Consider the following 22,338-nt stretch of genomic DNA (forward strand, 5'->3'; position numbering starts at 1 on the left):
CCCCGGCTAGATCACGCTTTTGCCAGCCGTTTCTTCCAATAGCGAACCTGCTTCTTGACCTCTGCAGGTGCTGTTCCACCGAAGGACGTGCGGCTCTTCACCGAGTTCTGCACCGACAGCACGGAGAAGATGTCGTCGGTGATGCCGTCATGGATCGACTTGAGGTCTTCCAGTGCCAGCTTTTCGAGCCCGACCTTCTTGCTTTCGGCCAGCGCCACGGCACGGCCGGTGACGTGGTGTGCCTCGCGGAATGGCATGCCCAGCGTCCGCACCAGCCAGTCGGCTAGGTCGGTGGCGGTCGAGTAGCCCGAGCCGGCGGCCTTCTTCATCGCCTGCTCGTTGATCGTCATGTCGCCGACCATGCCGGTCATCGCGGCCAGCATCAGGTCGAGCGTCTCGGCGGCGTCGAACACCGCTTCCTTGTCTTCCTGCATGTCCTTGGAATAGGTCAGCGGCAGGCCCTTCATGACGGTCAAGAGGCCGATCAGGTGGCCGTTGACGCGGCCGGTCTTGGCGCGCACCAGCTCGGCGGCGTCGGGGTTCTTCTTCTGCGGCATGATCGACGAGCCGGTCGAGAACGAATCCGACAGGCGCACGAAGCCGAATTGCGGCGTCGACCAGATGACGATCTCTTCGGCGAGGCGCGACATGTGGGTGGCGCAGATCGCAGCGATCGACAGGAACTCCAGCGCGTAGTCGCGGTCCGACACGCTGTCGAGCGAGTTGCGCGTCGGTTCGCGGAAGCCGAGGGCCTTGGCAGTCTTGAAGCGGTCGATGGGGAAGCCGGTGCCGGCAAGCGCTGCCGCACCCAGCGGGCTCTCGTTCATGCGTTCGATGGCGTCGCGCACGCGGCTGAGGTCACGGGCGAACATCTCGACATAGGCCATGCAGTGATGGCCGAAGGTCACCGGCTGCGCCGTCTGAAGATGGGTGAAGCCGGGCATCACGGTAGAGGCATGCTGCTCGGCACGTTCGAGGAAGGCGGCGATCAGCCCCTTCAGTGCCTCGGCGACGCGATGGAACTCGTCCTTGACCCAGAGCCGGAAGTCGACGGCCACCTGGTCGTTGCGCGAGCGTGCAGTGTGCAGGCGTCCGGCGGAGGCGCCGATCAGTTCGGCAAGGCGCGACTCGACATTCATGTGGATGTCTTCGAGCCGGGTCGAGAAGGCGAACTTGCCGTCCTCGATTTCTCGCAGGATCGTGTTCAGGCCGTGAGCGATTTTCTGTTGATCGCCAGCCGAAATAATGCCCGTTTCCGCCAGCATCTCGGAGTGGGCGACGGACCCTCGGATGTCCTGGGCATACAGCTTCTTGTCGAAGCCGATCGAGGCGTTGATCGCTTCCATGATCGCAGCCGGGCCCGAGGCAAAACGTCCGCCCCACATCTGGTTGCTGGCCTTCTTGTCGCTCATCGTGATACCCGGGCTCCGGAGAAAATTGATTAGATGTCGGACCGCAGAAAAATGTTTCCAGCCCCACGCCATATACTGATTGCCGCCGTTGCGGGCGTGATCGCCGGCGCGGTCGCGGTATATGTCAGCACGACCCTTCCTGGCAACAAGACGCCGCAGCCGACGGTCGCCGCCGACACCAGTTCTGCAAGCCCCGACGACAAGCTGTGCGCGGCGAAGGCAGAAAAGGCCAAAGCCGTGGGTGCCGTCGCCGTCGGCCATGTCGCCGCGATGATGCCGGCCGACCCGCCGCAGTCGCTGAAGACGCTTGCCTTCAACGATCCCGAGGGCAAGCCGATGACCATCGCCGACCATGCCGGTCGCACGTTGCTGGTCAATCTCTGGGCCACCTGGTGCGCGCCGTGCCGCGCCGAGATGCCGGCGCTCGATGCTCTGGAGCGCGAGATGGGCGGCGAGGAGTTCGAGGTCGTGGCGATCAATGTCGACACCGGCGACGACACCAAGCCGCAGAAGTTCCTCGAAGAGATCGGCATCTCCTCGCTTGGCCATTACCGCGACAACACGCTCGCCGTGTTCAACGATCTGAAGAAGCGAGGGCTGGCGCTCGGCCTGCCGGTCACGCTTTTGATCGACGGCGAAGGCTGCCTGCTTGCCAACATGAACGGCCCCGCCGAATGGGCCAGCCCCGACGCCAAAAAGCTGGTCGAGGCGGCGCTCGCCAATTAGGGCCTTGCGTGTCCACACACGTTTGCTTTTGCGCCACTGCAATTTGAGATTGCACTGTCGAGGCCGTCATCTTCGCGGTTTTCATCCGCGAAGGAAGCCGCGCGGCATGTCCGTTCCATTTCCAGCCGTTCATTAGCCGGCGTTGTCGGCAGGTGGGGCGAGTCCAATTCTCGGCAATTTGTTTTCGTTTTCTAGAAAAACGAAAGCATGTCATGTGGTTGTGGAAAAAGCGAAATCGAAGCGCGCCAAATGCGACCTTCATGCGATCGCTACAAAACTGTTGTGGCGTTGTCATAATCCGACAATACTGGTCCCAGCGGAACTAAACATTTCGCCAACCAGAACGGGAGCGAGACAATGAAGACCCTAGGCTTCGCGGCCGGAGTTGCCGCCACCATGACGCTGTTGTCCAGCACCTCCGCCTTCGCCGTCACCGAGATCTCATGGTGGCATGCCATGACCGGCGCGAACAACGAGGTCGTCGAGCAGCTTTCCAAGGAATTCAACGAGAGCCAGAGCGACTACAAGATCGTTCCGGTTTTCAAGGGCACCTATCCCGAAACGTTGAACGCCGGCATCGCCGCCTTCCGCGCCAAGCAGTCGCCGCACATCATCCAGGTTTTCGATGTCGGCACCGGCGTCATGATGGGAGCCGAAGGCGCGGTCAAGCCAGTCGCCGATATCCTTTCCATGGGTGGCGCGGCCTTCGACAAGAGCCAGTACCTGCCCGGTATTGTCGCCTATTATTCGAAGCCGGATGGCACGATGCTGTCGTTCCCCTACAATTCGTCCTCGCCGATCCTCTACTACAACAAGGACATCTTCCAGAAGGCCGGTCTCGATGCCGACAATCCGCCCAAGACTTGGCCGGAAGTCTTCGAAGCCGCCAAGAAGATCAAGACCAGCGGCGCTGCGAATTGCGGCTACACCTCGACGTGGCTGACCTGGATCGGCCTGGAGAATTTCGCCGCCTGGAACAACCTCCAGTACGGCACCAACGAAAACGGCCTTGCCGGGACAGACGTCGAGCTGAAGTTCAATTCGGAGCCCTTCGTCAAGCACTTCCAGGCCATCGCCGACCTCGCCAAGGACGGCACCTTCAAGTATGGCGGTCGCACTTCCGAGGCCAAACAGCTTTTCCTCGCCGGCGAATGCGGCCTTTTCACCGAGTCCTCGGGCGGCTTGGGCGACGTCATCAAGTCGGGCATGAACTATGGCCTCGGCCAGTTGCCCTACTATCCTGATCTCGAAGGCACACCGCAGAACACCATCCCGGGAGGCGCCAGCCTCTGGGTCTTTGGCGACAAATCGGACGAAGAGTACAAGGGCGTCGCAGCCTTCTTCACCTTCCTGTCGCAGACGCCGATTCAGGCCCGCCTGCACCAGGTGTCCGGCTACCTGCCGGTCACCATTGCTGCCTATGAAGAAACCAAGAAGTCCGGCTTCTATGACAAGAACCCGGGCCGAGAGATTCCGATCACCCAGATGATGGGCAAGGCCCCGACCGAAAACTCGAAGGGCGTGCGCCTCATCAACTTGCCGCAGGTCCGCGACATCGAGAACGAAGAGTTCGAAAAGATGCTCGCCGGCCAGCAGACCGCCCAGCAGGCGCTCGACAACGCTGTCACGCGCGGCAACAAGGCGATCCAGGAAGCGATCGGCAACTGACGCCCGCTTGATGCCCGCTTGATGCCATCGTAGTGCTGCCGCTCATCCGCCTGCCGGCACCTTCTCCCCTTATGACGGGGAGAGGGACAAGCTGCAAGGTGGCCCGCTCCCTCTTTCCGTTCTTCACGGGGAGAGGGTAAGGGTGAGGGGCAGCGCAAACGCTGGGCCGAAGAATGCGGCGCCAGGCCATTTCTGACAAACGCGTAACCAGAGGCCCTCATTGTCCCCACGCGTCGTCTTTCCCAACAAGATCCTGCCTTACCTGCTGGTGGCGCCGCAACTGGCGATCACCTTGATCTTCTTCTATTGGCCGGCCAGCCAGGCGTTGCGCCAGTCGATGCTGCGCGAGGACCCGTTCGGGCTGTCGTCGAAATTTGTCTGGTTCGACAATTTCAAGAAGGTGCTGTCGGACCCCAACTACCTCAACTCGATCCAGGTCACGGCGATCTTCTCGATCTCGGTCGCGGCGGTGGCGATGGCGACGGCATTGCTGCTCGCCGTCATGGCCGAGAAGGTGGTGCGCAGCCGGGGCCTCTACCGCACGCTGATGATCTGGCCATATGCGGTCGCACCCGCCATTGCCGGCATGCTGTGGCTGTTCCTGTTCAACCCCTCGATCGGCTCGCTTGCCTATGGCCTGCGCTGGCTCGGCATCAACTGGGACCCGCTGCTCGATGGCGAGCAGGCGATGGTGCTCGTGGTGGCTGCCGCGTCGTGGAAGCAGATCAGCTATAATTTCCTGTTTTTCGTCGCCGGCCTACAGGCGATCCCCAAGACTTTGATCGAGGCGGCGGCCATCGACGGCGCCGGCGAAAACAAGCGCTTCTGGACCATCGTCTTTCCGCTGCTGGCGCCGACGACCTTCTTCCTGCTGGTGGTGAACACCGTCTACGCCTTCTTCGACACTTTCGGCATCATCCATGCCGTGACGGGCGGCGGGCCGGGCAAGGCGACCGAGACGATGGTCTACAAGGTCTACAATGACGGCTTCGTCAATCTGATCCTCGGCGATTCGGCGGCACAGTCGGTGATCCTGATGGTCATCGTGATCGCGCTCACCGCCATCCAGTTCCGCTATGTCGAGAGGAAGGTGCATTATGGCTGAGCCGAAAGCCCTTGTGCCTGCGAGCGGTCACGACAAGCTGATGATCGGCCAGTCGATCGCCGGCATTTACGTCGCGCATGCCATCCTGATCCTCGGCATCGTCATCGTCGCGTTCCCGATCTACTACACCTTCGTTGCCTCGACCCATTCGCTGCAGACGATCCTGCGTCCGCCGCTACCGCTTTTGCCCGGCGACCGTTTTGTCGAGAATTATTACGAGGCGCTGTTCGGCGGCGTCGGGCGCATCGGCGGGGTCAGCGTCGCAACCCTTTTGTTCAACACCACCATCGTTGCGCTCGGCATCGCCATCGGCAAGATCGTCATCTCGATCCTGTCGGCCTATGCCATCGTCTTTTTCCGCTTTCCGTTCCGCATGGTGTTTTTCTGGCTGATCTTCATCACGCTTATGCTGCCGGTCGAGGTGCGGATCCTGCCGACCTACAAGGTGATGGTCGATCTCGGCCTGATCGACACCTACACTGGGCTGATTTTGCCACTGATCGCGTCCGCCACCGCGACGCTTCTGTTCCGCCAGTTCTTCCTCACCATCCCGGGTGAGCTGGTCGAGGCCGCGCGCGTCGACGGCGCCGGCCCCTGGCGCTTCTTCAAGGATATCCTGCTGCCCCTGTCGCGCACCAATATCGCGGCGTTGTTCGTCATCCTGTTCATCTATGGCTGGACGCAATATCTCTGGCCGCTGCTCGTCACCAACCGTAACGACATGAACACCATCGTCATTGCACTGAAAAAGATGATCTCCTTTGCCGATGCCGATACCGAATGGCATCTGGTGATGGTCACATCCATGCTGGCCATCGTGCCGCCCATCCTGGTCGTTGTGCTGATGCAGCGCTGGTTCGTCCGCGGCCTCGTCGATACGGAGAAATAATGGCAACCGTCGATCTCAAGGACGTACGCAAGGTCTATGCCGGCGGGGTCGAAGCGGTGAAGGGCGTCTCCATCGCCATTCCCGACAAGGCTTTGTGCGTGCTCGTCGGCCCCTCGGGCTGCGGCAAGTCCACGCTTTTGCGCATGATTGCCGGGCTGGAAACTATTTCGGCCGGCACCTGCTCGATCGACGGCAAGGTGGTCAACGCCATCGGCCCGACCGAGCGCGACATCGCCATGGTGTTTCAGAATTATGCGCTCTACCCGCATATGAAGGTCTACGACAACATGGCCTACGGCCTGCGCAACCGCGGCATGCCGAAGGACGAGGTCGACAAGCGCGTGCGGACCACTGCCAAGACGCTGGAACTCGAGCACCTGCTTGAACGTCGCCCGCGTGAGCTCTCGGGCGGCCAGCGCCAGCGCGTCGCCATGGGCCGCGCCATTGTGCGCAACCCCAAGGTGTTCCTGTTCGACGAGCCGCTCAGCAACCTCGACGCCAAGCTGCGCGGCCAGATGCGCGTCGAGATCAAGAGCCTGCAGCGCCAGCTCGGCGTCACCTCGGTCTATGTCACCCATGACCAGCTCGAGGCGATGACGCTGGCCGACGTTCTGGTGGTGATGAATGGCGGGCTGGTCGAACAGCTCGGCGCGCCGCTCGACATCTATGAAAAGCCGGCATCGACCTTCGTCGCTTCCTTCATCGGCGCGCCGCCGATGAACCTTCTGCCGCTGCGCGGCGGCCAGCTCGTAGATGCGGTGACTTTGCCCGAAATAGCAGGCAACGCCGCAACCATCGGCTTCCGCCCCGAGGACTGCGAGGTCGGCGCCGATGGGGCAGTGTCTGGCGATGGCCTTAGGCTGATGGCCAGGGTCGAGGGCGTCGAGCCGGTGGGCGCCGAGAGTTTCCTCTATTGCGCGGCTGGCGGCGGCAAGATCGTGGTGCGCGTCGCTGGCCGCACCGAGGTGCAGGCGGGCGACCAATTGCCGATCTTTACGCGGCGGGAAAAGCTGCATTTCTTCGGCAGCGACGGCAAGCGCGTCTAGAGGGAGGGCGACGAACCTCGCTGATGTTGTGTCTTGCTGAGCTTTCGACGTGCGCATGGCTGTCCGATAGCAATCGTGAGCGATCGCTTGAATTTGACGACCTGTGCTAACCTCTTGTTCATGCAGCCTGATCGAAAATCGGCTCACGATCCAGGAGGTGTCAGATTTGCCGGCATCGTTGACGAAACTGTCTTCAAGGGCATGGTTGCAACTCGCGGGTTGGACAGTGTTCGGAACGCTCGGTTGTGTCGCCGTCTCGCTCGTGGTCACGATTGCCCTGTTTCGCAATGCCGGCTCGGAAATGCTCGGTCTCGCCTTGATCGAAGCGACGCTCGTGCCGATACTTTTGGCAGCACCGCTGTTTTTCTATCTGACGCTCAAGCTGCGCGAACTGGCCGTCGTCAACCACAAGCTCGTTGTCGCCGCCTCGACCGACGCACTGACCGCCTGCCTCAACAGGGGGGCGTTCTCATCCCGCGTCGAGAATGTGCTTACCCGCGAGATCGCGCGCCGCCAGCGCGCCATGGGCGCGTTGCTCGTCATCGACGCCGATCACTTCAAGATGGTCAACGACCGTTTCGGCCATGCCGAAGGCGATGAGGCGCTGCGCGTCATCGTCGCGGCAATCCAGCCCTGCCTGAGGGGAGACGACATGCTCGGCCGTCTCGGCGGCGAGGAGTTTGCCGTCTTCCTGCCCGGCGCGTCGCCGCTCAGTGCCGCAGATATCGCCGAGCGTATCCGCCGTTCGGTGGCCGACGCACCCTTCCGGCCCGGCGGCAACCGCCACACGCTGACGGTCAGCGTCGGTGGCGCCCTGTTCGACCGGCCGGTGTTGTTCGAGGAGCTGTTCCGCGTCGCCGACCTGCATCTCTACGAAGCCAAGGGCGCAGGCCGCAACCGCGTCGAACTGGCGCCGATGCCGCCGGAACGGACGCCGAGCTGGTATTATCAGGGACGTCCGAACTGAGGCAGCAGGTTCATGGCAGGCGAGGCGCCCGCCGGAACGCCGCTCAGCGTGTCGGGACCGGGTGCTCGCCGCGATAGTCGTAGAAGCCGCGTCCGGTCTTGCGGCCGAGCCAGCCGGCTTCGACATACTTCACCAGCAGCGGGCAGGGGCGATACTTCGAGTCCGACAAGCCGTCGTGGAGCACCTGCATGATCGACAGGCAGGTGTCGAGGCCGATGAAGTCGGCGAGCTGCAGCGGCCCCATCGGGTGATTGGCGCCGAGCTTCATTGCCGTGTCGATGGCTTCGACGGTGCCGACGCCTTCATATAGCGTGTAGATCGCCTCGTTGATCATCGGCAAAAGGATGCGGTTGACGATGAAAGCCGGGAAATCCTCCGAGACCGTCACCGTCTTGTCGAGGTTGGCGACATAGGCCTTGGCGGATTCGAAAGTCTTGTCTTCGGTGGCGATACCGCGCACCAGCTCGACCAGCTTCATCACCGGCACCGGATTCATGAAGTGGATACCGATGAAGCGCTCGGGTCGATCGGTCTGGGCGGCCAGCCGCGTGATCGAGATCGACGAGGTGTTGGTGGCGAGGATCGCCTCCGGGTTCAGCTGCGGACACAGCTGCGCATAGATCTTGCGCTTGATCGTCTCGTCTTCGGTCGCCGCCTCGATGACGAGATCGGCGCTGGCGAGGTCGGCCATGGCGGGTGCGGACGAGATGCGGTTCATCGCATCCTTGCGGGCCTGGTCCTCGAGCTTGCCCGAAGCGACCTGGCGCGCCAGATTGCCATTGATGGTGGCGATGCCTTTTTCGATGCGCTCCGGCGACAAGTCGTAGAGCAGCACACTGTAGCCGGCGAGTGCCGAAACATGTGCGATACCGCCGCCCATCTGGCCAGCGCCGACAATGCCGATCGTCTCGATCTTACCCGTCATCACACCTATCCCGTCGCAGGCTCTTTTAGTTTTGTGCAATGCAAACTAAATGGCCGGGGTAGCACTCGTCTACCCCGGCCATCACATTTTAATCCCTGAGCTGATCGGGCGTCAAAGCGCCTTTTCGAGCTCGGGCAGGACAGTGAACAGGTCGCCGACGATGCCATAGTCGGCCACCTGGAAGATCGGGGCCTCTTCGTCCTTGTTGATGGCGACGATGACCTTCGAGTCCTTCATGCCGGCGAGGTGCTGGATCGCACCCGAGATGCCGCAGGCGATGTAGAGATCGGGGGCGACCACCTTGCCGGTCTGGCCGACCTGCCAGTCGTTGGGAGCGTAGCCGGCGTCGACCGCAGCACGGCTGGCGCCGACGGCGGCGCCGAGCTTGTCGGCGACGGGCAGGATGACTTCCTGGAACTTCTCCGACGAACCGAGCGCGCGGCCACCCGAGATGATGATCTTGGCCGAGGTCAGCTCCGGGCGATCGCTCTCCGACAGCTTGTTCTCGACGAAGGAGGACAGGCCGGGATTGGCCGCAGCGGAGATGGTCTCGACGGCGGCCGAACCACCTTCGCCCGCTGCCTGGAAGGAAGCCGTACGCACGGTGATGACCTTCTTGGCGTCGGTCGCCTGCACCGTCTGTATGGCGTTGCCGGCATAGATCGGACGCTTGAAGGTGTCGGCCGAGACGACCTCGATGATTTCCGAGACCTGGGCGACGTCGAGCAGAGCAGCGACGCGCGGAGCAACGTTCTTGCCGGTCGAGGTGGCAGCGGCGACGATGGTGTCGTAGTTGCCGGCGAGGCCGACGACGAGTGCCGCAGTCGGTTCGGCCAGGCGTTCGGCCAGTTCTTCGCTTTCAGCGAGCAGAACCTTGCGCACGCCCTTCAGCTTGGCGGCTGCATCGGCCGCTGCCTTGGCGCCCTTGCCGGCGACCAGCACGTCGATGTCGGAACCGATCTTCAGGGCCGCCGACAGCGCCTTGGCGGTCTGGTCGGAGAGCGAAGCGTTGTCGTGTTCGGCGATGAGGAGAATTGCCATGTTTTTGATCCCTTTCCGCTTCGCTTAGAGCACGCCGGCTTCGTTGCGCAGCTTGTCGACGAGCTCAGCCGCGGTCTTGACCTTGATGCCTGCCTTGCGGCCACCCGGCTCCTCGGTCTTCAGCACCTTGAGGCGCGGCGTGATGTCGGCACCGAAGTCGGCGGCCGACTTCTCGTCGAGCGGCTTCTTCTTGGCCTTCATGATGTTGGGCAGCGAGGCATAGCGCGGCTGGTTGAGGCGCAGGTCGACTGTGACGATCGCCGGCATCTTGAGCGACACCGTCTGCAGGCCGCCGTCGACTTCGCGCGTCACGTTGGCATGATCACCGGCGAGCTCGATCTTCGAGGCGAAGGTGCCCTGGGCCCAGCCCAGCAGGGCCGCCAGCATCTGGCCGGTCTGGTTCGAATCGTCGTCGATCGCCTGCTTGCCGAGCAGCACCAGGCCCGGCGTCTCAGCCTCGACCACGCCCTTCAGCACCTTGGCGACGCCGAGCGGCTCGACGGCTTCGTCGGTCTTCACCAGGATGGCGCGATCGGCGCCCATGGCGAGAGCGGTGCGCAGCGTTTCCTGGGCCTGCGCAGGTCCGATCGAAACCACGACGATCTCTTCGACCTTGCCGGCTTCCTTGAGGCGGATGGCCTCTTCGACCGCGATCTCATCGAACGGGTTCATCGCCATCTTGACGTTGGCGAGCTCAACGCCCGAGCCGTCCGATTTCACGCGCACCTTCACGTTCGCATCGACAACCCGCTTGACCGGGACGAGAACTTTCATGGGCTGGTACCTCTCTGAACAGCGATATTGTGCGCGCTATAGCAGCGCTTGGCCCCACGCAATTGTCGATTGCCGACATATTGGGCGGAAAAACAGACTTGATCTCGCGCTTTTGGTGGCGGGAGGGCTGCCGCAAGCGGCGGGACCGTAGTTGCGGCTAACCTTAGCGTCAATATCTGCTTGAAGCTCAAATCGTTTGAAAAAAGCTGTGCCAGCGGCCGCTATTGCCGGCCCCAGCGCGTGGTCGGCTGGGCTGTCGGCGGCTCGGGCGTAGCGGGCTCCGGCATGGCCGGCGCCTCGGCCTTGTCAGGGCTCGGCACCGCCTCTTCGGCATCGGCAAACAGCGGCACCTCGCGGCGGCGCAGGACGAGCACCATTACGGCACCGGCGACGATGCCGCCGACATGCGCCGCCCAACTGACCTCGTCGTCGCCGCCGATGGCGATCATCAGGAACTGGAAGGCGACCCACAGGATCAGTGGGATCCAGGCCGGAATGCGCAGCGGGATACGGGCGAAGGCCAGCACCCACACCTTCACCCGGGGGTAGAGGATCAGGTAGGCGGCGACGATGCCGGCGATGGCGCCCGAGGCGCCGATCAGTGGCGTCTGCGAATCCGGCAGGATCAGCCCGTGCAGGAAAGCGCCGGCGACCGCGCAGAGCAAGTAGAACACCAGGAAGCGGAAATGCCCGAGCGCATCTTCGACATTGTCGCCGAACACCCAGAGGAACAGCATGTTGCCGCCGAGATGGAAGATGTCGCCATGCAGGAATGAATAGGTGACGTAGCTCAAGTTTTCCGGAATGATGATCAGATCCGGCGACAGCTCCGCCAGATCGTGCACGACGGAGGGGATGTAGCCGAGCCCGAGCACGGCAGCGGTGGCAAAGTCCTCGCCGCCGACCGTGGTCAGGAGATACACGATGACGTTGATCGCGATCAGGCTGAGCGTGACATATTGCAGCCTGATGTGGCGCAGGTGATTGGAATCATAGAGCGGAATGAACATGCGGCTCGCTTCCGCCCTCCCGGCAACCTTATCAGCAAATCAGCGGTTCTTGCCGGGAACCCATAGCACATCGGCTTTTCCGTTGTCATTGACCACGCGCGCGGCAACGAACAGCAGGTCGGAAACCCGGTTGATGTAGCGTATGCCCTCACGGTTGACGTGTTCGCCGGGGTCCTGCGCCAAGGCCACCATCACACGCTCGGCGCGGCGGGCAACCGTGCGGGCCAGATGCAGCGCTGCTGCCGCCGCCGATCCGCCATTCAGCACAAACGAGCGCAGCGGCTCGAGACCGGCGTTCAGCACGTCGATGTCGGCCTCGATGCGCGCGGTCTGGCTGGCGATGATGCGCAGCGGCTCGTAGCCAAGGTCCTTGCCGGTGTCGGGGGTCGACAGGTCCGCGCCGAGATCGAACATGTCGTTCTGGATGCGGTAAAGCATGGCGTCGATGTCGGGGTTCTCCGTCGCGGTATGCACCCGCGCCATGCCGATGCAGGCATTGGCCTCGTCGACGGCGCCATAGGCTTCGACGCGCAGGTCTGATTTCAGCCGCCTTTCGCCCGAGCCCAGGCCGGTGGTGCCATCGTCGCCGGTGCGGGTGTAGATCTTGTTGAGCTTGACCATTCCGCGCTCCGCTCAGCCGCCACGGGTGAAATAAAGGGTGAGCAGGATGAACACCAGCGCCACTGCCTGCAGCAGCACGCGTGCCTGCATCAGCTTGTTCGAGGTGTTGCCGGAGCCGCCGCGCAGCATGTGGATCAGGCCGCGGATCAGGACCACCACCACGGCGAACATGAAGACGACGGCGAGGATGTTGAAGACGGTAGCCATATTGGTTCCAGTTCAGTCGTAGGCCGGTCAGGCTTGGCGGGCCAGAATTCTGTAAAGCAGCGAAGCAGGCAGCAGCCGCTTCAGCACGACGCCGATTCTCGCGGGCGTCGTGACAACATAATGCGGGCGCGGCCGGGGCGACAGCAGGGCGTGTCGCAATACCGCATGAACCGCTTCCGGTCCCAGCTTGAGCCGCGATTTCGAGCCGCCGCTGGACAGCCTGTCGAGTTGGGCGCGATAGGCCACGTGGTGGGGCGAGTTTTCGTGGTCGATGTAGCGCAGGAACCAGTCGAGCCCGTTGGTGGCGATCTTCGAGCGTATCGGGCCGGGCTCGATCATCGCGACATGGACGCCGCTGCCGGCGAGTTCCTGACGCATGCAAAGCATAAGCCCCTCCAGCGCATGCTTGGAGGCGGAGTAGGCGCCGCGGAACGGCACCGGCGTCAGGCCGAGGATCGACGAGCAGTTGACGATGCGGCCGTGGTTCTGCGCACGCATCACCGGAACGACGCGCCGTGTCAGGTCGTGCCAGCCGAAGAAGTTGGCCTCGAATTGGTCCCGCAGTGCCGCCATCGGCAGATCCTCGACTGCGCCCGGCTGGGCGTGCGCACCATTGTTGAACAGCGCGTTGAGCCTGCCGCCGGTACGTCCAAGCACGGTTTCGACCAACGCCTCGATCGATTCCGGCTTGGCGTAGTCGAGGAACAGCGCCTCGAGACCGTCGGTCTCGAGTGCCGCCAGATCCTCGGTCTTGCGCGCCGTGGCGAACACGCGCCAGCCCTCGGCCTTCAGTGCGCGGGCGCAATGGGCGCCGATGCCCGACGACGCGCCGGTCACGATTATCGTGCGTAACTCGTTGATCGGGTTCACTTCGTTTTTGCCCGGCCTTGCAAATGAGGGCAAAGCCTTCCCATATTCGCCGCCACGAAACAATTGGCCAATTCATGATTGGCCGTGTCACTGTCGGCCGCTAGGTAGTTGGCCAGGACCCAACGGACGGAGCGGAAAACTGGAGCTGATGCGCAAGATCGTCGCCACGAGGCGCGTGCTCTTCGACGCAGCCGGCCATTTCCATGATGACGACGGTTGGGCGATGGCCAGTCATCTCGCCATTTCGGCGCTGATGGCGCTGTTCCCGTTCCTGATCTTCGCCACCACGCTCGCCAGCTTTCTGGGCGCCGATGCGTTCGCCGAAACGGCCGTGCATCTCGTCTTCGACACCTGGCCCGACCAAATCGCGGCCCCCATCGCCCGCGAGGTGGTCAATGTTCTCACCGTGCCGCGCACCGATCTTCTGACCTACGGCGTCGTGCTTGCCGCCTACTTTGCCTCAAACGGCGTCGAGGCGCTGCGTACCTCGCTCAACCGTGCCTACCGCATCACCGAGACCCGCACCTTCTGGTTCCGGCGTATCCAGAGCATCTTCTTCGTGCTCATCGCCACGATCAGCTTTGTCGCCATCTCGGTGCTTCTGGTGTTCGCGCCGATCATCGCGCGCATCCTCGAAGCCAAGTTCGAATGGATCCAGCCCTATATGGGCACCATTACCGTCTGGCGCTTCACCATCGCTTCGGCGGTCATCGTATTCGGCCTGTTTGCCGTGCACATGTGGCTGCCGGCCGGCCGCCGTCGCTTCCTCAGCATCATCCCCGGCATCGTCTTCACGCTCATCGCCTGGGTTGTCGGCTCGACGATCTTCGCCGCCTATCTCGATACCTTCTCGTCCTACGTCACCACCTATGCCGGCCTCGCCTCGATCATGATCGCGGTGGTCTTCCTCTACATCGTCTCGGCGATCTTCATCCTCGGCGGCGAGCTCAATGCCGCGATCAGCCGCTATCTCGAAGCCCGCGCCCGCGTGCCGGGTTGAGCCGTCGCCAGGCCGACGCCGAGCGTGGCGATCGCCATGCCAACCAGTTGGATCGCCGACAGTTCTTCGCCGAACAGCAGCCAGGCAAGGACAGCGGTCACCGCCGGCACGAGGTAGAACAGCGAAGCGACCTTCGATATGGCGCCGTCGCGGATCATCACCATCAACAGGAAGATCGCGCCGATCGACAGCACGAACACCAGCCAGGCCATGGCGAAGATCAGCTCGCCATTGATCGTCACCTGCTGGTGTTCGAAGGCGAAGGAGGCGATGGTCATCAGGATCGCAGCGCCGACATATTGCCAGAATGTACCTGATACCAGGTCGCTGGCCGCGCCGACGCGCTTCTGCCAGATGGTGCCGGCACTGATGCCGGCCATGGCGATCACTGACGCAGTCAGCGTCTGCCAGGTCACGCCGCCGCCGATCGCGCCGAGCTTGGGGGAAAGCACGATCACCACGCCGACGAAGCCAATGGCAAGCCCGACCCAGTGCTTGGGCTTGATCTCCTCGCCGAGCATCTTTCCTGCAAGTACGGCGGTGACCACCGGCTGCAGCCCGGCGATCAGCGCCGACAGGCCCGCCGGCAAGCCCTGGTGGATCGCCCAGAACACGCCGCCGAGATAGACCCCATGCAGCAGCATGCCGATGAGTACGGAGTGCAGGGCGGCCCGCCGCGTGAGCCTGGTGGAGCCGAGCGCCAGCATCACTGCGGCGAGCAGCAGGAAGGCGAGGACGAAGCGCACGGCCAAGAAGGTGAACGGCTCCGCCCAAGGCATGGCGTAGCGCGCGCCGATGAAGCCCGTCGCCCAGAGCAGCACGAAGGTGGCCGGAATCAGCCGCTTTGGAGAAGATGTCATGGATACCCCTGGCGCCGCCGGACGCCGCTTCCGGAAGGAATCTTACCGGGATCGCTCTAATGCCGAACATTAGGACAATCAAAATGAAACGATTGATCCATAGATTCACCGGACCTGATCTGACGACCTGATCTGGGAGAAACTTGCCCGGGAGGGGGCCTGGGAGAACTGCACAGTCGGCCTCTGAAAGGACCGCGCATGCTGTGGAATCTCGATCCGGGCTGGTTGATGATGGCGGTCGCCTTCGTCGCCGTCATGGCCTTCTTCTTTGGTGCTGCACTCGACGCCATCATGAAGGACGACGGCTTCGGCCCGACCGGCAACATGCTGCTGTTCACCACTGGCTTCTTCGGCGCGGTGCTCGTCGCCAACAGCTACGGCATCACGCTGCGCGACCTGCAACTGGCGACCGCCTGGGGGCTTGGCGGCGCCTTCATCTTCATCAGCGTGCTTGCGCTGATCAAGGCGGCGATCGCCCGGATGCTACAACCTTAGTGCATTGGCCTGGTGCATCGGCTCGAAAATCGGCATCGATCTTCGGAACGCACGAGGCGCAGATTCTTAGGGACTCGAGCGTCCTTTGTGCGGCCAATCGGACGCACGGCGCTCCAGCATCGCCTTGACCGATTCTGGCGTCTCACCGGCCTCCCGCAATGCGGCGAGGCCGGTGTCGCGTTGGCTTTTCGACAGCTTTCGTCCATCAGGACCTGTTATCAGCCGGTGGTGGAAATAGCCCGGCTGCGGCAGGCCGAGCACCTGCTGCAGCAGGCGCTGTACCGAGGTCGCGAAATAGAGGTCCTTGCCGCGCACGACATGGCTCACGCCCTGCAGTGCGTCGTCGAGCACCACCGACAGGTGATAGCTCGTCGGGATCTCCCGTCGGGCGATGATCACGTCGCCCCATTGCAGCGGGTCGGCGGCAATTTCCGCCACGCCATCCATCGCCTCGTCGGCCCATTCGCGCCAGCTCAAATGGCCGTCCAGCCGCGCCAGTGCTGCGGCGGTATCGAGCCGCCAGGCAAAAGGCGCGCCCGCATTGATGCGGCGCCGGCGCTCCCGCTGCGACATCTGCTTGTCTGCGCCGGGATAGACCGGCGCGCCGTCTGGATCGCGCGGCCAGCTTTCTCCCGACGCCTCATGGTCCATGATCGCGCCGCGTATCTCGCCCCGGCTCATGAAGGCGGGATAGACGAGTTCGTCCTTCTTCAGCCGTTCGAGCGCTGCCTCGTATTCGGCGAAATGGTCCGACTGGCGCCGTACCGGCCGCTCGTAGGCGACACCCAGCCAGGCGAGGTCGCGGAAGATGCCGGCCTCGAACTCCGGATTGCAGCGAGTTACGTCGATGTCCTCGATGCGCAGCAGCAGCCGGCCGCCGGCACTGGCCGCCATCCTTTCATTGGTCAACGCCGATAGCGCGTGGCCGAGGTGCAATTTGCCGTTGGGACTGGGCGCGAAGCGAAAGACAGGAGCCGTCATGAGCGTTGCTGGTGCCGGATTGAAGGTGTGCCTTGCCGATTGCTACGTTGCCTGCCGCAACCTAACAAGTGACGCATGCGCCGCATCTCCAATCTCGACGACGTCAATTTCGGCCTCGACGCGTTATGCGCGATCGATCCGCGCCTGCAGGCGGTTCGCGGCATGGCCGGCGAGGTGCCGCTCAGGCTGACCGAACCGGGCTTTGCCAGCCTCGCCTCGATCATCGTTTCGCAGCAGGTGTCGACGGCAAGTGCCAAGGCGATCTTCGGCCGCCTGACAGCTCTGGTCGATCCACTGACGCCGCAAGGCCTGCTTGCCGCCGGTGAGGGCATGTTCCGCGAGGCCGGCCTGTCACGGCCAAAGCAGCGCACGCTTCTGGCGGTGGCGCAGGCAGCGACCGACGGCCTCGACCTCGACGGCCTCTGCCGGCTCGACGCCCACGAAGCGATGGCGGCGATGATCGCAATTCCCGGTATCGGCCCGTGGACGGCGGAGGTGTATCTGCTGTTCGCCGCCGGCCATCCCGATATTTTTCCGGCCCGCGATGTCGCCTTGCAATCGGCCGTAGGCCATGCGCTGGGCATCGATCCGCGCCCCGGTGAGAAGGCACTGATTCGGCTTGCCGAATCATGGGCGCCGTGGCGAGGGGTCGCATCGAGGCTGTTCTGGGCGTATTATCGCGAGACCCGTGGTCGCGATGGCGCGCCGCCGGCTGGAAATCCTGCGTAAATCCGCAAAATCGCGGTTTTTTGACGGGTTATGTGACCGGCCAGACGCTTCACATTCCTGTCACCTCGGGCTTACAGTATTCGTGCCGTTAGGTTCGAGGACCAAGGAGGTGCAGGAAGTGACGGTTGCCGTGTCTCCGGATGGGCTCCCAGCACTAGTGCTGAATGCGGATTATCGTCCGCTCAGCTACTACCCCTTGTCGTTGTGGTCCTGGCAGGACGCGATCAAGGCGGTGTTCCTCGACCGCGTCAACATCGTCGCCGAATACGAGCACGCCGTCTCATCGCCGACCTTTTCGATGAAGCTGCCCAGCGTCGTCAGCCTGAAGCATTATGTGAAGCCGTCGCGCTATCCCGCCTTCACCCGTTTCAACGTCTTCCTGCGCGACCGCTTCCAGTGCCAATATTGCGGCACCCCGGAGGATCTGACCTTTGACCACGTCATCCCGCGCCACAGCGGCGGGGCGACCACGTGGGAAAACGTCGTCGCGGCCTGCTCGCCCTGCAATCTCAGGAAGGGCGGCATGATGCCGTCGCAGGCCAAGATGTGGCCGCTGCAGAAGCCGTTCCAGCCGACGGTGCACGACCTGCACAACAATGGCCGGCTGTTTCCGCCCAACCATCTGCACGAAAGCTGGATGGACTATCTCTATTGGGATGTTGAGCTCGAGCCTTGATGAAGGCTGATCTCCCCTTTTTGGGGGAGATGTCCGGCAGGACTGAGGGGGCGAAGGATCGCGACCCCCGAGGTGCTACCCCTTCCTGAAAGCCCCACGCAACGCCACCGCCGCCAGGAAAGCGCTGGCGAGAACGTTCCAGCCGGCGAAGGACAGGCCGAGCACGCGCAAGGCGGCATCCTCGCAACGTGGCGGCACGACGTTGTTGAGCACGTCGAGCAGGCCCTTGCCGCCGGTGTCGATCGTGCCGCTGACGGCCGCGCAATCGGTCGGGCCGGCCCACCAGCGCCATTCGACGCCGGCATGGTAGGCGCCGAGATAGAGCCCGTAGAGCATCAGCAATCCACCTACGGCCAGGAGCGCGCGGGTCATCCAGGCCGGCCAGTGCAGCGCCGACGACAGCGCCGCCAGCGCCATCAGCGGCACTCCGACATAATAGGGCGTGCGCTGCTCGAGGCAGAGCTTGCAGGGCAGGTAGCCGCCGATGTGCTGGAAGCCGAGCGCTGTGCCGACGACGGCTGCCATGGCGACGGTGAGGAAGATTGCGGTCAGCGTCTGGCTGCGGCCGGTCGGAGAGGCGAGGGAAGTCATTCTTGGGTGCCCAGCTGTTGTTACCGGCATTCGCCGTTCAGTGGAGGTATCTGACGAGAAGATAGAGCAAAATAAGGGCAGCGGCGGCGAGGCCGGCGAGCAGCCCGAGGCGCTTTTCGATGAATTCGCGGATCGGCTCGCCATAGGTGCGCAGCAGCCAGGCCAGGAACAGGAAGCGGGCGCCGCGGGCGACGATCGCCGAGACGATGAACCAGCCAAGCGGGAAGCTGACGACGCCGGCGAGAATGGTCACCACCTTGATCGGCGGCAGGTGCGACAGCCCTGAGGTGACCAGCATCAACAGGATGATGCCGGCGCCCGACGAGACCTTGAGCGCTTCGAACTCGTCATACTTGCCGTAGAATTCGAGCACCGGCTTTGCCACCGCCTCGAAGGCGTAGTGGCCGATATACCAACCGGCGATGCCGCCGAGCACTGAGGCCACGGTGGCGATGATTGCGTAACGATAGGCCTTGTCCGGTCGCGACAGCGCCATCGGCAAGTAGAGCACGTCGGCCGGTACCAGGAAGACCGAGCTTTCGACGAAGGCGATGAAGGCCAGCCACCATTCGGCGGATTTCCTTGCCGCGAGCGACAAGGTCCAGTCGTAGAGTCGGCGAAGCATCTGGCCCCCTTGAGATATGCGCTGCCTGTTTAGGAAGAATTGCTGTGGCGCACAATGCTTGGGGTCTTCACGAATGTGAAAGCCGGGGCAACGTTACATTCTGTCGCGTGATCACGCTTGAGACATACTTGCCCGGGCCATCGCTGCAGATGAAGCGTGATGGCACGCAATCGGCGGCCGTGGCCGCCGATCATGGTGTGGTGCTATACGGCGCGCCCGGCCGCCACATGCTGCCCGGGCTGCAGCGCATCGAGCGCGAAGCTGCCCACGCCTACCGGGGCCAACCCGCCCACCGCCTGGATGATCTCGGCCACGTCCTCGGTCGAAAACCCGCCATAGAGCTCGATCAGGCCAAATCCTTCCCGGGCGAGCCGTGCTGCAACCTCGGCGGCCGTTGCCCCATCTGGAACGGCAATGAAATGCGTGTCGAGCGGCGGAAAACTGCTCACGAACCTGTCACGCTCCGGTTCGGCATCCCGCTTCAGGATGATGAAGGCCGCCAGCGGCGGCTTGCCGTCGATGAAGGCCTGATTGTAGGCAGCCGCCGGCTGCAAGGATTCGATGCCAAAGGTCACCGAGCTCACCTTGACGTCGTGTCCGACGACGGCCGAGACCTTGGGGCGCCACGCCGGCGAGATGCCGCCGCACAGCTCGATCAGCTTGGCTCCCTGCGCGGCGAGCTCATGCGCCACCGCCGGTGCCTGTATCGGATCGCCCAGGGCAATGATGGTGATCCTGCCGTCCGGCGTCTCCAGCACGCTTCGGTCGATGGTCGGGTCGGCGCCGGGAGCTTCATAGATCAGGGCCTTGTCGATATGCATGTTGTGTCCTCGTTTGTCTTCGATAGCGACAAGTTGCGACAGAACACTGATCTTGGTAATTGCCATAGTTCTGCAGCCACTGATCGAAGAAATCGAACTGTGCTTGACAATCTGACGCTGGACCAGATGCGAACCTTCGTCGCCGTCGTCGAAGGTGGCAGCTTTCGCGCCGGTGCTGCGCGGCTGTCGCGGGTACAATCGGCGATCAGCCATGCCATCGGCAACCTTGAAGCCGAGCTCAACGTGGCGCTGTTCACCCGCACCGGCCGGAAGCCCGAATTGACCGCCGAAGGGCAGGCGCTGCTCACTGATGCCAGGGCGATCCTGATCAAGGTCGACGCCATGCGCGCCCGGGCGCGCGGGCTGGGGCAGGGGCTGGAGCTTTCGCTCGCAATAGCCATCGATCCGGTCATCCCTGCCGGCATCCTGGCCGGCGCGCTTCTCGACCTCAGGGCCGAGCACCCTTCGGTCGGCGTCGCACTGAAGACGTTGCCGATGCGCGCGGCATTGCATGCGCTCATCAACCGGCACTGCACGCTCGCCATCACCACCGATACCCAGCGCGACAGCCTCGTCGAAGCCGAGTGCCTTGGCCCGGCGCAGCCCTTCGTCGCCGTGTGTGCTGCCCATCACCCGCTCGCGGCGCCGCCCGCAGCCGGTTGGTCGGCGGTCGACCTGTCCGACCACCTACAGATCGTCGTCAGCGATCCCTCGCCGGTGAGCGAAGGGCTGGATTTCGCCGTGCTGTCACCCGGCACCTGGCGTGTCAGCGATCTCGCGACCAAGCTGGCACTGATCCGGGCCGGCATCGGCTGGGGCAATCTTCCCAGCTGGATGGTCGACGTCGACCTCGCCCATGGCGCCCTTGTGCGCGTCACTGCCACCGCCCTGGGCTCACAGTCCGAGACAGCGCTGTCCGCCTATTTGCTCTGGCGCATCGACCAGCCCCCAGGCCCCGCCGCGCGCCACCTGCGCGAACGGCTGCTGGCACATCTTGACGGAGGCAGGTAGTTGCGCGCGACCGCTTTCGCTGCGCCGGCGAACGCCGTACCGGCATGAAGTTGCGCAAAGGCGCCGCTCCCCAGTTGACGAAGGGCCGCCCGACCGTATAGTCCGCGACCATTCTGTCCGTTTAGGGCAGGCCCCTATGGCGGAATTGGTAGACGCGCTCGACTCAAAATCGAGTTCCGCAAGGAGTGCTGGTTCGATCCCGGCTAGGGGCACCATTGACCTTCACGCAGCACTGCGGCGCGGAAGGCGGCTTTGTTCCTCGATCATGCCTTGCATTGTGCCGTCGCGGTGAGGTGAGCCTTCGGGCAAAAATCCGGCAGGCAAGGTCGCAAGCGCCTTTCAAATACTACCAAAAATAGATCGTTTGCGCGTTTGTCACGGTGTACAAAATCGGCCATTGAAGCGTTTATCTTCTATCAACAGGCTTTGCACATGCGCGGAGAGCTTCGGGTCGCGATTGTCATCCATGCATTCTACATGGATGCATTCGATGAAATCCTCGACCTCGCCCAAGCTCTCCCGGCACAACACAAGCTCTTCGTAACGACCGTTCCGGTTCACGAGGCGCTGGTGCGCTCGCGGCTCGATGCTGCGGAGCGAGACTACAGCCTTGGCGTCTTCGAAAATCGGGGCCGCGACATCCTGCCTTTCCTTCGCATGTTTCCAGCTGTTCGCGCCGAGGGCTTTGACGTCGTCATCAAGATTCACACCAAGAAATCGCCGCATCTGAAGGATGGTGACGGCTGGCGCCGTATGTTGGTCGCTGCATTGCTGCAGCCCCAGGCGCTGCAGCAATTGACTTCGGCATTTCAGGCCGACGCTTCGCTGGGCATTGTCTGTCCCGAAGGTCATTTCCTCTCGCTCGACCGCTACATGGGCGGAAACGAAGCGCGCGTCCTTGCCATCGCCCAGCGCCTTGGCCTGGGCCGGGCGCAGCTGCTTGATGCCGGCTATTGCGCTGGAACGATGTTCATGGCGCGTACAGACGTCATCGCGCCACTGGCCGATCTCGGCTTCACGGCCAAGGCCTTCGAGGCGGAGGCCAACCAGGTTGACGGGACGATGGCGCATGCGTTCGAACGCTGTCTGGGTCTGGGGGGCGTCGCCCTTGGCCGCCGCATCGCCTCGAGCGCCGATCCGCTTGGACATGCCGGCTTCAACGACAGCTACGCCTTTACGAGACAGCCACGCCGCCCATCCGCGTCGGCACGCCTGAAATCGGGCTTCAAGGCCGCCCAGGGCAAATTCGGAAATGCGCTGCGGCGGATGCTCGTTCGGCCCGGTTGAA

Annotated in this window: 25 protein-coding genes and 1 tRNA gene; 13 read left to right on the forward strand and 13 right to left on the reverse strand. The window is 63.2% G+C overall.

Annotated features, from left to right (window positions below; translation table 11 throughout):
• Positions 1-11 precede the first annotated feature (11 nt).
• Positions 12-1,412, reverse strand: coding sequence for an argininosuccinate lyase (argH, locus tag N7E70_RS08160; protein ID WP_067957685.1), 1,401 nt, complete (start codon positions 1,410-1,412; stop codon positions 12-14).
• A gap of 33 nt (positions 1,413-1,445) precedes the next feature.
• On the opposite strand from argH, the gene tlpA reads away from it, so the two are divergent.
• The 6 genes from tlpA to N7E70_RS08190 all read left to right on the forward strand — a co-directional run bounded on the left by tlpA (position 1,446) and on the right by N7E70_RS08190 (position 7,813).
• The gene (gene tlpA / locus N7E70_RS08165; protein WP_067957688.1) at positions 1,446-2,138 is read left to right on the forward strand and encodes a thiol:disulfide interchange protein TlpA; all 693 of its coding nucleotides are present in this window, start codon (positions 1,446-1,448) and stop codon (positions 2,136-2,138) included.
• Positions 2,139-2,495: 357 nt separating this feature from the next.
• A complete protein-coding gene (gene ugpB / locus N7E70_RS08170) occupies positions 2,496-3,806 on the forward strand; it encodes a sn-glycerol-3-phosphate ABC transporter substrate-binding protein UgpB (protein WP_067957691.1) in 1,311 nt (436 codons plus the stop codon).
• 220 nt (positions 3,807-4,026) lie between these two features.
• On the forward strand, positions 4,027-4,911 hold the full coding sequence (gene ugpA, locus N7E70_RS08175) for a sn-glycerol-3-phosphate ABC transporter permease UgpA (protein ID WP_067957693.1): 885 nt from the start codon (positions 4,027-4,029) through the stop codon (positions 4,909-4,911).
• Positions 4,912-4,951: 40 nt separating this feature from the next.
• A complete protein-coding gene (gene ugpE / locus N7E70_RS08180; protein WP_157097196.1) occupies positions 4,952-5,800 on the forward strand; it encodes a sn-glycerol-3-phosphate ABC transporter permease UgpE in 849 nt (282 codons plus the stop codon).
• Positions 5,800-6,846 (forward strand): sn-glycerol-3-phosphate ABC transporter ATP-binding protein UgpC, encoded by a 1,047-nt coding sequence (gene ugpC, locus N7E70_RS08185; RefSeq protein ID WP_263006034.1) that lies wholly within the window; start codon positions 5,800-5,802, stop codon positions 6,844-6,846. Before ugpE ends, ugpC begins: the two co-directional genes overlap by 1 nt.
• A 226-nt stretch (positions 6,847-7,072) precedes the next feature.
• On the forward strand, positions 7,073-7,813 hold the full coding sequence (locus N7E70_RS08190) for a GGDEF domain-containing protein (RefSeq protein WP_182575180.1): 741 nt from the start codon (positions 7,073-7,075) through the stop codon (positions 7,811-7,813).
• Between the two features lie 43 nt (positions 7,814-7,856).
• On the opposite strand, the gene N7E70_RS08195 is transcribed toward N7E70_RS08190, so the two are convergent.
• The 7 genes from N7E70_RS08195 to N7E70_RS08225 all read right to left on the reverse strand — a co-directional run bounded on the left by N7E70_RS08195 (position 7,857) and on the right by N7E70_RS08225 (position 13,261).
• A complete protein-coding gene (locus N7E70_RS08195) occupies positions 7,857-8,738 on the reverse strand; it encodes a 3-hydroxybutyryl-CoA dehydrogenase (protein ID WP_067966133.1) in 882 nt (293 codons plus the stop codon).
• A gap of 111 nt (positions 8,739-8,849) precedes the next feature.
• Positions 8,850-9,779, reverse strand: coding sequence for an electron transfer flavoprotein subunit alpha/FixB family protein (locus N7E70_RS08200; protein ID WP_263006035.1), 930 nt, complete (start codon positions 9,777-9,779; stop codon positions 8,850-8,852).
• A gap of 24 nt (positions 9,780-9,803) precedes the next feature.
• Positions 9,804-10,553 (reverse strand): electron transfer flavoprotein subunit beta/FixA family protein, encoded by a 750-nt coding sequence (locus N7E70_RS08205; protein WP_067957703.1) that lies wholly within the window; start codon positions 10,551-10,553, stop codon positions 9,804-9,806.
• A 221-nt stretch (positions 10,554-10,774) separates the two neighbouring features.
• Positions 10,775-11,563, reverse strand: a complete 789-nt coding sequence (locus N7E70_RS08210) for a rhomboid family intramembrane serine protease (RefSeq protein WP_067957706.1) — start codon at positions 11,561-11,563, stop codon at positions 10,775-10,777.
• 39 nt (positions 11,564-11,602) lie between these two features.
• A complete protein-coding gene (locus N7E70_RS08215; protein WP_067957709.1) occupies positions 11,603-12,184 on the reverse strand; it encodes a cob(I)yrinic acid a,c-diamide adenosyltransferase in 582 nt (193 codons plus the stop codon).
• A gap of 12 nt (positions 12,185-12,196) precedes the next feature.
• Positions 12,197-12,391: a twin transmembrane helix small protein gene (locus N7E70_RS08220; RefSeq protein ID WP_067957711.1), complete on the reverse strand. Its 195-nt coding sequence runs from the start codon at positions 12,389-12,391 to the stop codon at positions 12,197-12,199.
• Between the two features lie 27 nt (positions 12,392-12,418).
• Positions 12,419-13,261: an SDR family oxidoreductase gene (locus N7E70_RS08225; protein WP_263006036.1), complete on the reverse strand. Its 843-nt coding sequence runs from the start codon at positions 13,259-13,261 to the stop codon at positions 12,419-12,421.
• Between the two features lie 148 nt (positions 13,262-13,409).
• Here N7E70_RS08225 and N7E70_RS08230 point away from each other — a divergent pair, with 148 nt between their 5' ends.
• Positions 13,410-14,261 (forward strand): YihY/virulence factor BrkB family protein, encoded by an 852-nt coding sequence (locus tag N7E70_RS08230; RefSeq protein ID WP_182575183.1) that lies wholly within the window; start codon positions 13,410-13,412, stop codon positions 14,259-14,261.
• On the opposite strand, the gene N7E70_RS08235 is transcribed toward N7E70_RS08230, so the two are convergent.
• Positions 14,228-15,121 (reverse strand): DMT family transporter, encoded by an 894-nt coding sequence (locus N7E70_RS08235; protein ID WP_263006037.1) that lies wholly within the window; start codon positions 15,119-15,121, stop codon positions 14,228-14,230. The genes N7E70_RS08230 and N7E70_RS08235 overlap by 34 nt on opposite strands.
• A gap of 198 nt (positions 15,122-15,319) precedes the next feature.
• On the opposite strand from N7E70_RS08235, the gene N7E70_RS08240 reads away from it, so the two are divergent.
• Positions 15,320-15,616, forward strand: coding sequence for a hypothetical protein (locus tag N7E70_RS08240; protein ID WP_067957722.1), 297 nt, complete (start codon positions 15,320-15,322; stop codon positions 15,614-15,616).
• Between the two features lie 66 nt (positions 15,617-15,682).
• Here N7E70_RS08240 and gluQRS read toward each other — a convergent pair whose 3' ends face one another.
• Complete coding sequence (gene gluQRS, locus N7E70_RS08245; RefSeq protein ID WP_263006038.1) at positions 15,683-16,597, reverse strand: tRNA glutamyl-Q(34) synthetase GluQRS; 915 nt, start codon at positions 16,595-16,597, stop codon at positions 15,683-15,685.
• A gap of 75 nt (positions 16,598-16,672) precedes the next feature.
• On the opposite strand from gluQRS, the gene N7E70_RS08250 reads away from it, so the two are divergent.
• Both N7E70_RS08250 and N7E70_RS08255 read left to right on the forward strand, forming a co-directional pair.
• Entirely contained in the window at positions 16,673-17,326 is a 654-nt protein-coding gene (locus N7E70_RS08250; RefSeq protein ID WP_263006039.1) for a DNA-3-methyladenine glycosylase family protein, read from the forward strand.
• Between the two features lie 118 nt (positions 17,327-17,444).
• A complete protein-coding gene (locus tag N7E70_RS08255; protein ID WP_067966138.1) occupies positions 17,445-18,002 on the forward strand; it encodes an HNH endonuclease in 558 nt (185 codons plus the stop codon).
• Between the two features lie 75 nt (positions 18,003-18,077).
• On the opposite strand, the gene N7E70_RS08260 is transcribed toward N7E70_RS08255, so the two are convergent.
• The 3 genes from N7E70_RS08260 to N7E70_RS08270 all read right to left on the reverse strand — a co-directional run bounded on the left by N7E70_RS08260 (position 18,078) and on the right by N7E70_RS08270 (position 20,039).
• A complete protein-coding gene (locus tag N7E70_RS08260; protein WP_182575187.1) occupies positions 18,078-18,593 on the reverse strand; it encodes a disulfide bond formation protein B in 516 nt (171 codons plus the stop codon).
• Between the two features lie 37 nt (positions 18,594-18,630).
• Positions 18,631-19,218 carry a YqaA family protein gene (locus N7E70_RS08265; RefSeq protein WP_067957734.1) on the reverse strand — a complete coding sequence of 196 codons (588 nt, stop codon included), beginning with the start codon at positions 19,216-19,218 and terminating at the stop codon, positions 18,631-18,633.
• A 203-nt stretch (positions 19,219-19,421) separates the two neighbouring features.
• The gene (locus N7E70_RS08270; RefSeq protein ID WP_263006040.1) at positions 19,422-20,039 is read right to left on the reverse strand and encodes a DUF6506 family protein; all 618 of its coding nucleotides are present in this window, start codon (positions 20,037-20,039) and stop codon (positions 19,422-19,424) included.
• Positions 20,040-20,138: 99 nt separating this feature from the next.
• Here N7E70_RS08270 and N7E70_RS08275 point away from each other — a divergent pair, with 99 nt between their 5' ends.
• From N7E70_RS08275 to N7E70_RS30900, 3 genes are all read left to right on the forward strand, one after another.
• Positions 20,139-21,050: a LysR family transcriptional regulator gene (locus tag N7E70_RS08275; protein ID WP_263006041.1), complete on the forward strand. Its 912-nt coding sequence runs from the start codon at positions 20,139-20,141 to the stop codon at positions 21,048-21,050.
• A gap of 130 nt (positions 21,051-21,180) precedes the next feature.
• Positions 21,181-21,265 (forward strand) — tRNA-Leu (locus N7E70_RS08280).
• 262 nt (positions 21,266-21,527) lie between these two features.
• Complete coding sequence (locus tag N7E70_RS30900) at positions 21,528-22,337, forward strand: rhamnan synthesis F family protein (protein ID WP_442866515.1); 810 nt, start codon at positions 21,528-21,530, stop codon at positions 22,335-22,337.
• The last annotated feature ends 1 nt before the right edge of the window (position 22,338 follow it).

It is taken from the genome of Aminobacter sp. NyZ550 (genome assembly GCF_025628925.2).
GTDB lineage: Bacteria > Pseudomonadota > Alphaproteobacteria > Rhizobiales > Rhizobiaceae > Aminobacter > Aminobacter ciceronei.

Coding starts and splice junctions, on each gene's coding strand:
- N7E70_RS08270 (WP_263006040.1), bottom strand. CDS start 20,039: ATGCATATCGACAAGGCCCTGATCTATGAAGCTCCCGGCGCCGACCCG.
- N7E70_RS08235 (WP_263006037.1), bottom strand. CDS start 15,121: ATGACATCTTCTCCAAAGCGGCTGATTCCGGCCACCTTCGTGCTGCTC.
- ugpC (WP_263006034.1), top strand. CDS start 5,800: ATGGCAACCGTCGATCTCAAGGACGTACGCAAGGTCTATGCCGGCGGG.
- N7E70_RS08265 (WP_067957734.1), bottom strand. CDS start 19,218: ATGCTTCGCCGACTCTACGACTGGACCTTGTCGCTCGCGGCAAGGAAA.
- N7E70_RS08240 (WP_067957722.1), top strand. CDS start 15,320: ATGCTGTGGAATCTCGATCCGGGCTGGTTGATGATGGCGGTCGCCTTC.
- ugpE (WP_157097196.1), top strand. CDS start 4,952: ATGATCGGCCAGTCGATCGCCGGCATTTACGTCGCGCATGCCATCCTG.
- argH (WP_067957685.1), bottom strand. CDS start 1,412: ATGAGCGACAAGAAGGCCAGCAACCAGATGTGGGGCGGACGTTTTGCC.
- N7E70_RS08250 (WP_263006039.1), top strand. CDS start 16,673: ATGCGCCGCATCTCCAATCTCGACGACGTCAATTTCGGCCTCGACGCG.
- N7E70_RS08230 (WP_182575183.1), top strand. CDS start 13,410: ATGCGCAAGATCGTCGCCACGAGGCGCGTGCTCTTCGACGCAGCCGGC.
- tlpA (WP_067957688.1), top strand. CDS start 1,446: ATGTCGGACCGCAGAAAAATGTTTCCAGCCCCACGCCATATACTGATT.
- N7E70_RS08220 (WP_067957711.1), bottom strand. CDS start 12,391: ATGGCTACCGTCTTCAACATCCTCGCCGTCGTCTTCATGTTCGCCGTG.
- N7E70_RS08195 (WP_067966133.1), bottom strand. CDS start 8,738: ATGACGGGTAAGATCGAGACGATCGGCATTGTCGGCGCTGGCCAGATG.
- N7E70_RS30900 (WP_442866515.1), top strand. CDS start 21,528: ATGGATGCATTCGATGAAATCCTCGACCTCGCCCAAGCTCTCCCGGCA.
- N7E70_RS08260 (WP_182575187.1), bottom strand. CDS start 18,593: ATGACTTCCCTCGCCTCTCCGACCGGCCGCAGCCAGACGCTGACCGCA.
- N7E70_RS08205 (WP_067957703.1), bottom strand. CDS start 10,553: ATGAAAGTTCTCGTCCCGGTCAAGCGGGTTGTCGATGCGAACGTGAAG.
- N7E70_RS08210 (WP_067957706.1), bottom strand. CDS start 11,563: ATGTTCATTCCGCTCTATGATTCCAATCACCTGCGCCACATCAGGCTG.
- N7E70_RS08215 (WP_067957709.1), bottom strand. CDS start 12,184: ATGGTCAAGCTCAACAAGATCTACACCCGCACCGGCGACGATGGCACC.
- ugpB (WP_067957691.1), top strand. CDS start 2,496: ATGAAGACCCTAGGCTTCGCGGCCGGAGTTGCCGCCACCATGACGCTG.
- gluQRS (WP_263006038.1), bottom strand. CDS start 16,597: ATGACGGCTCCTGTCTTTCGCTTCGCGCCCAGTCCCAACGGCAAATTG.
- N7E70_RS08200 (WP_263006035.1), bottom strand. CDS start 9,779: ATGGCAATTCTCCTCATCGCCGAACACGACAACGCTTCGCTCTCCGAC.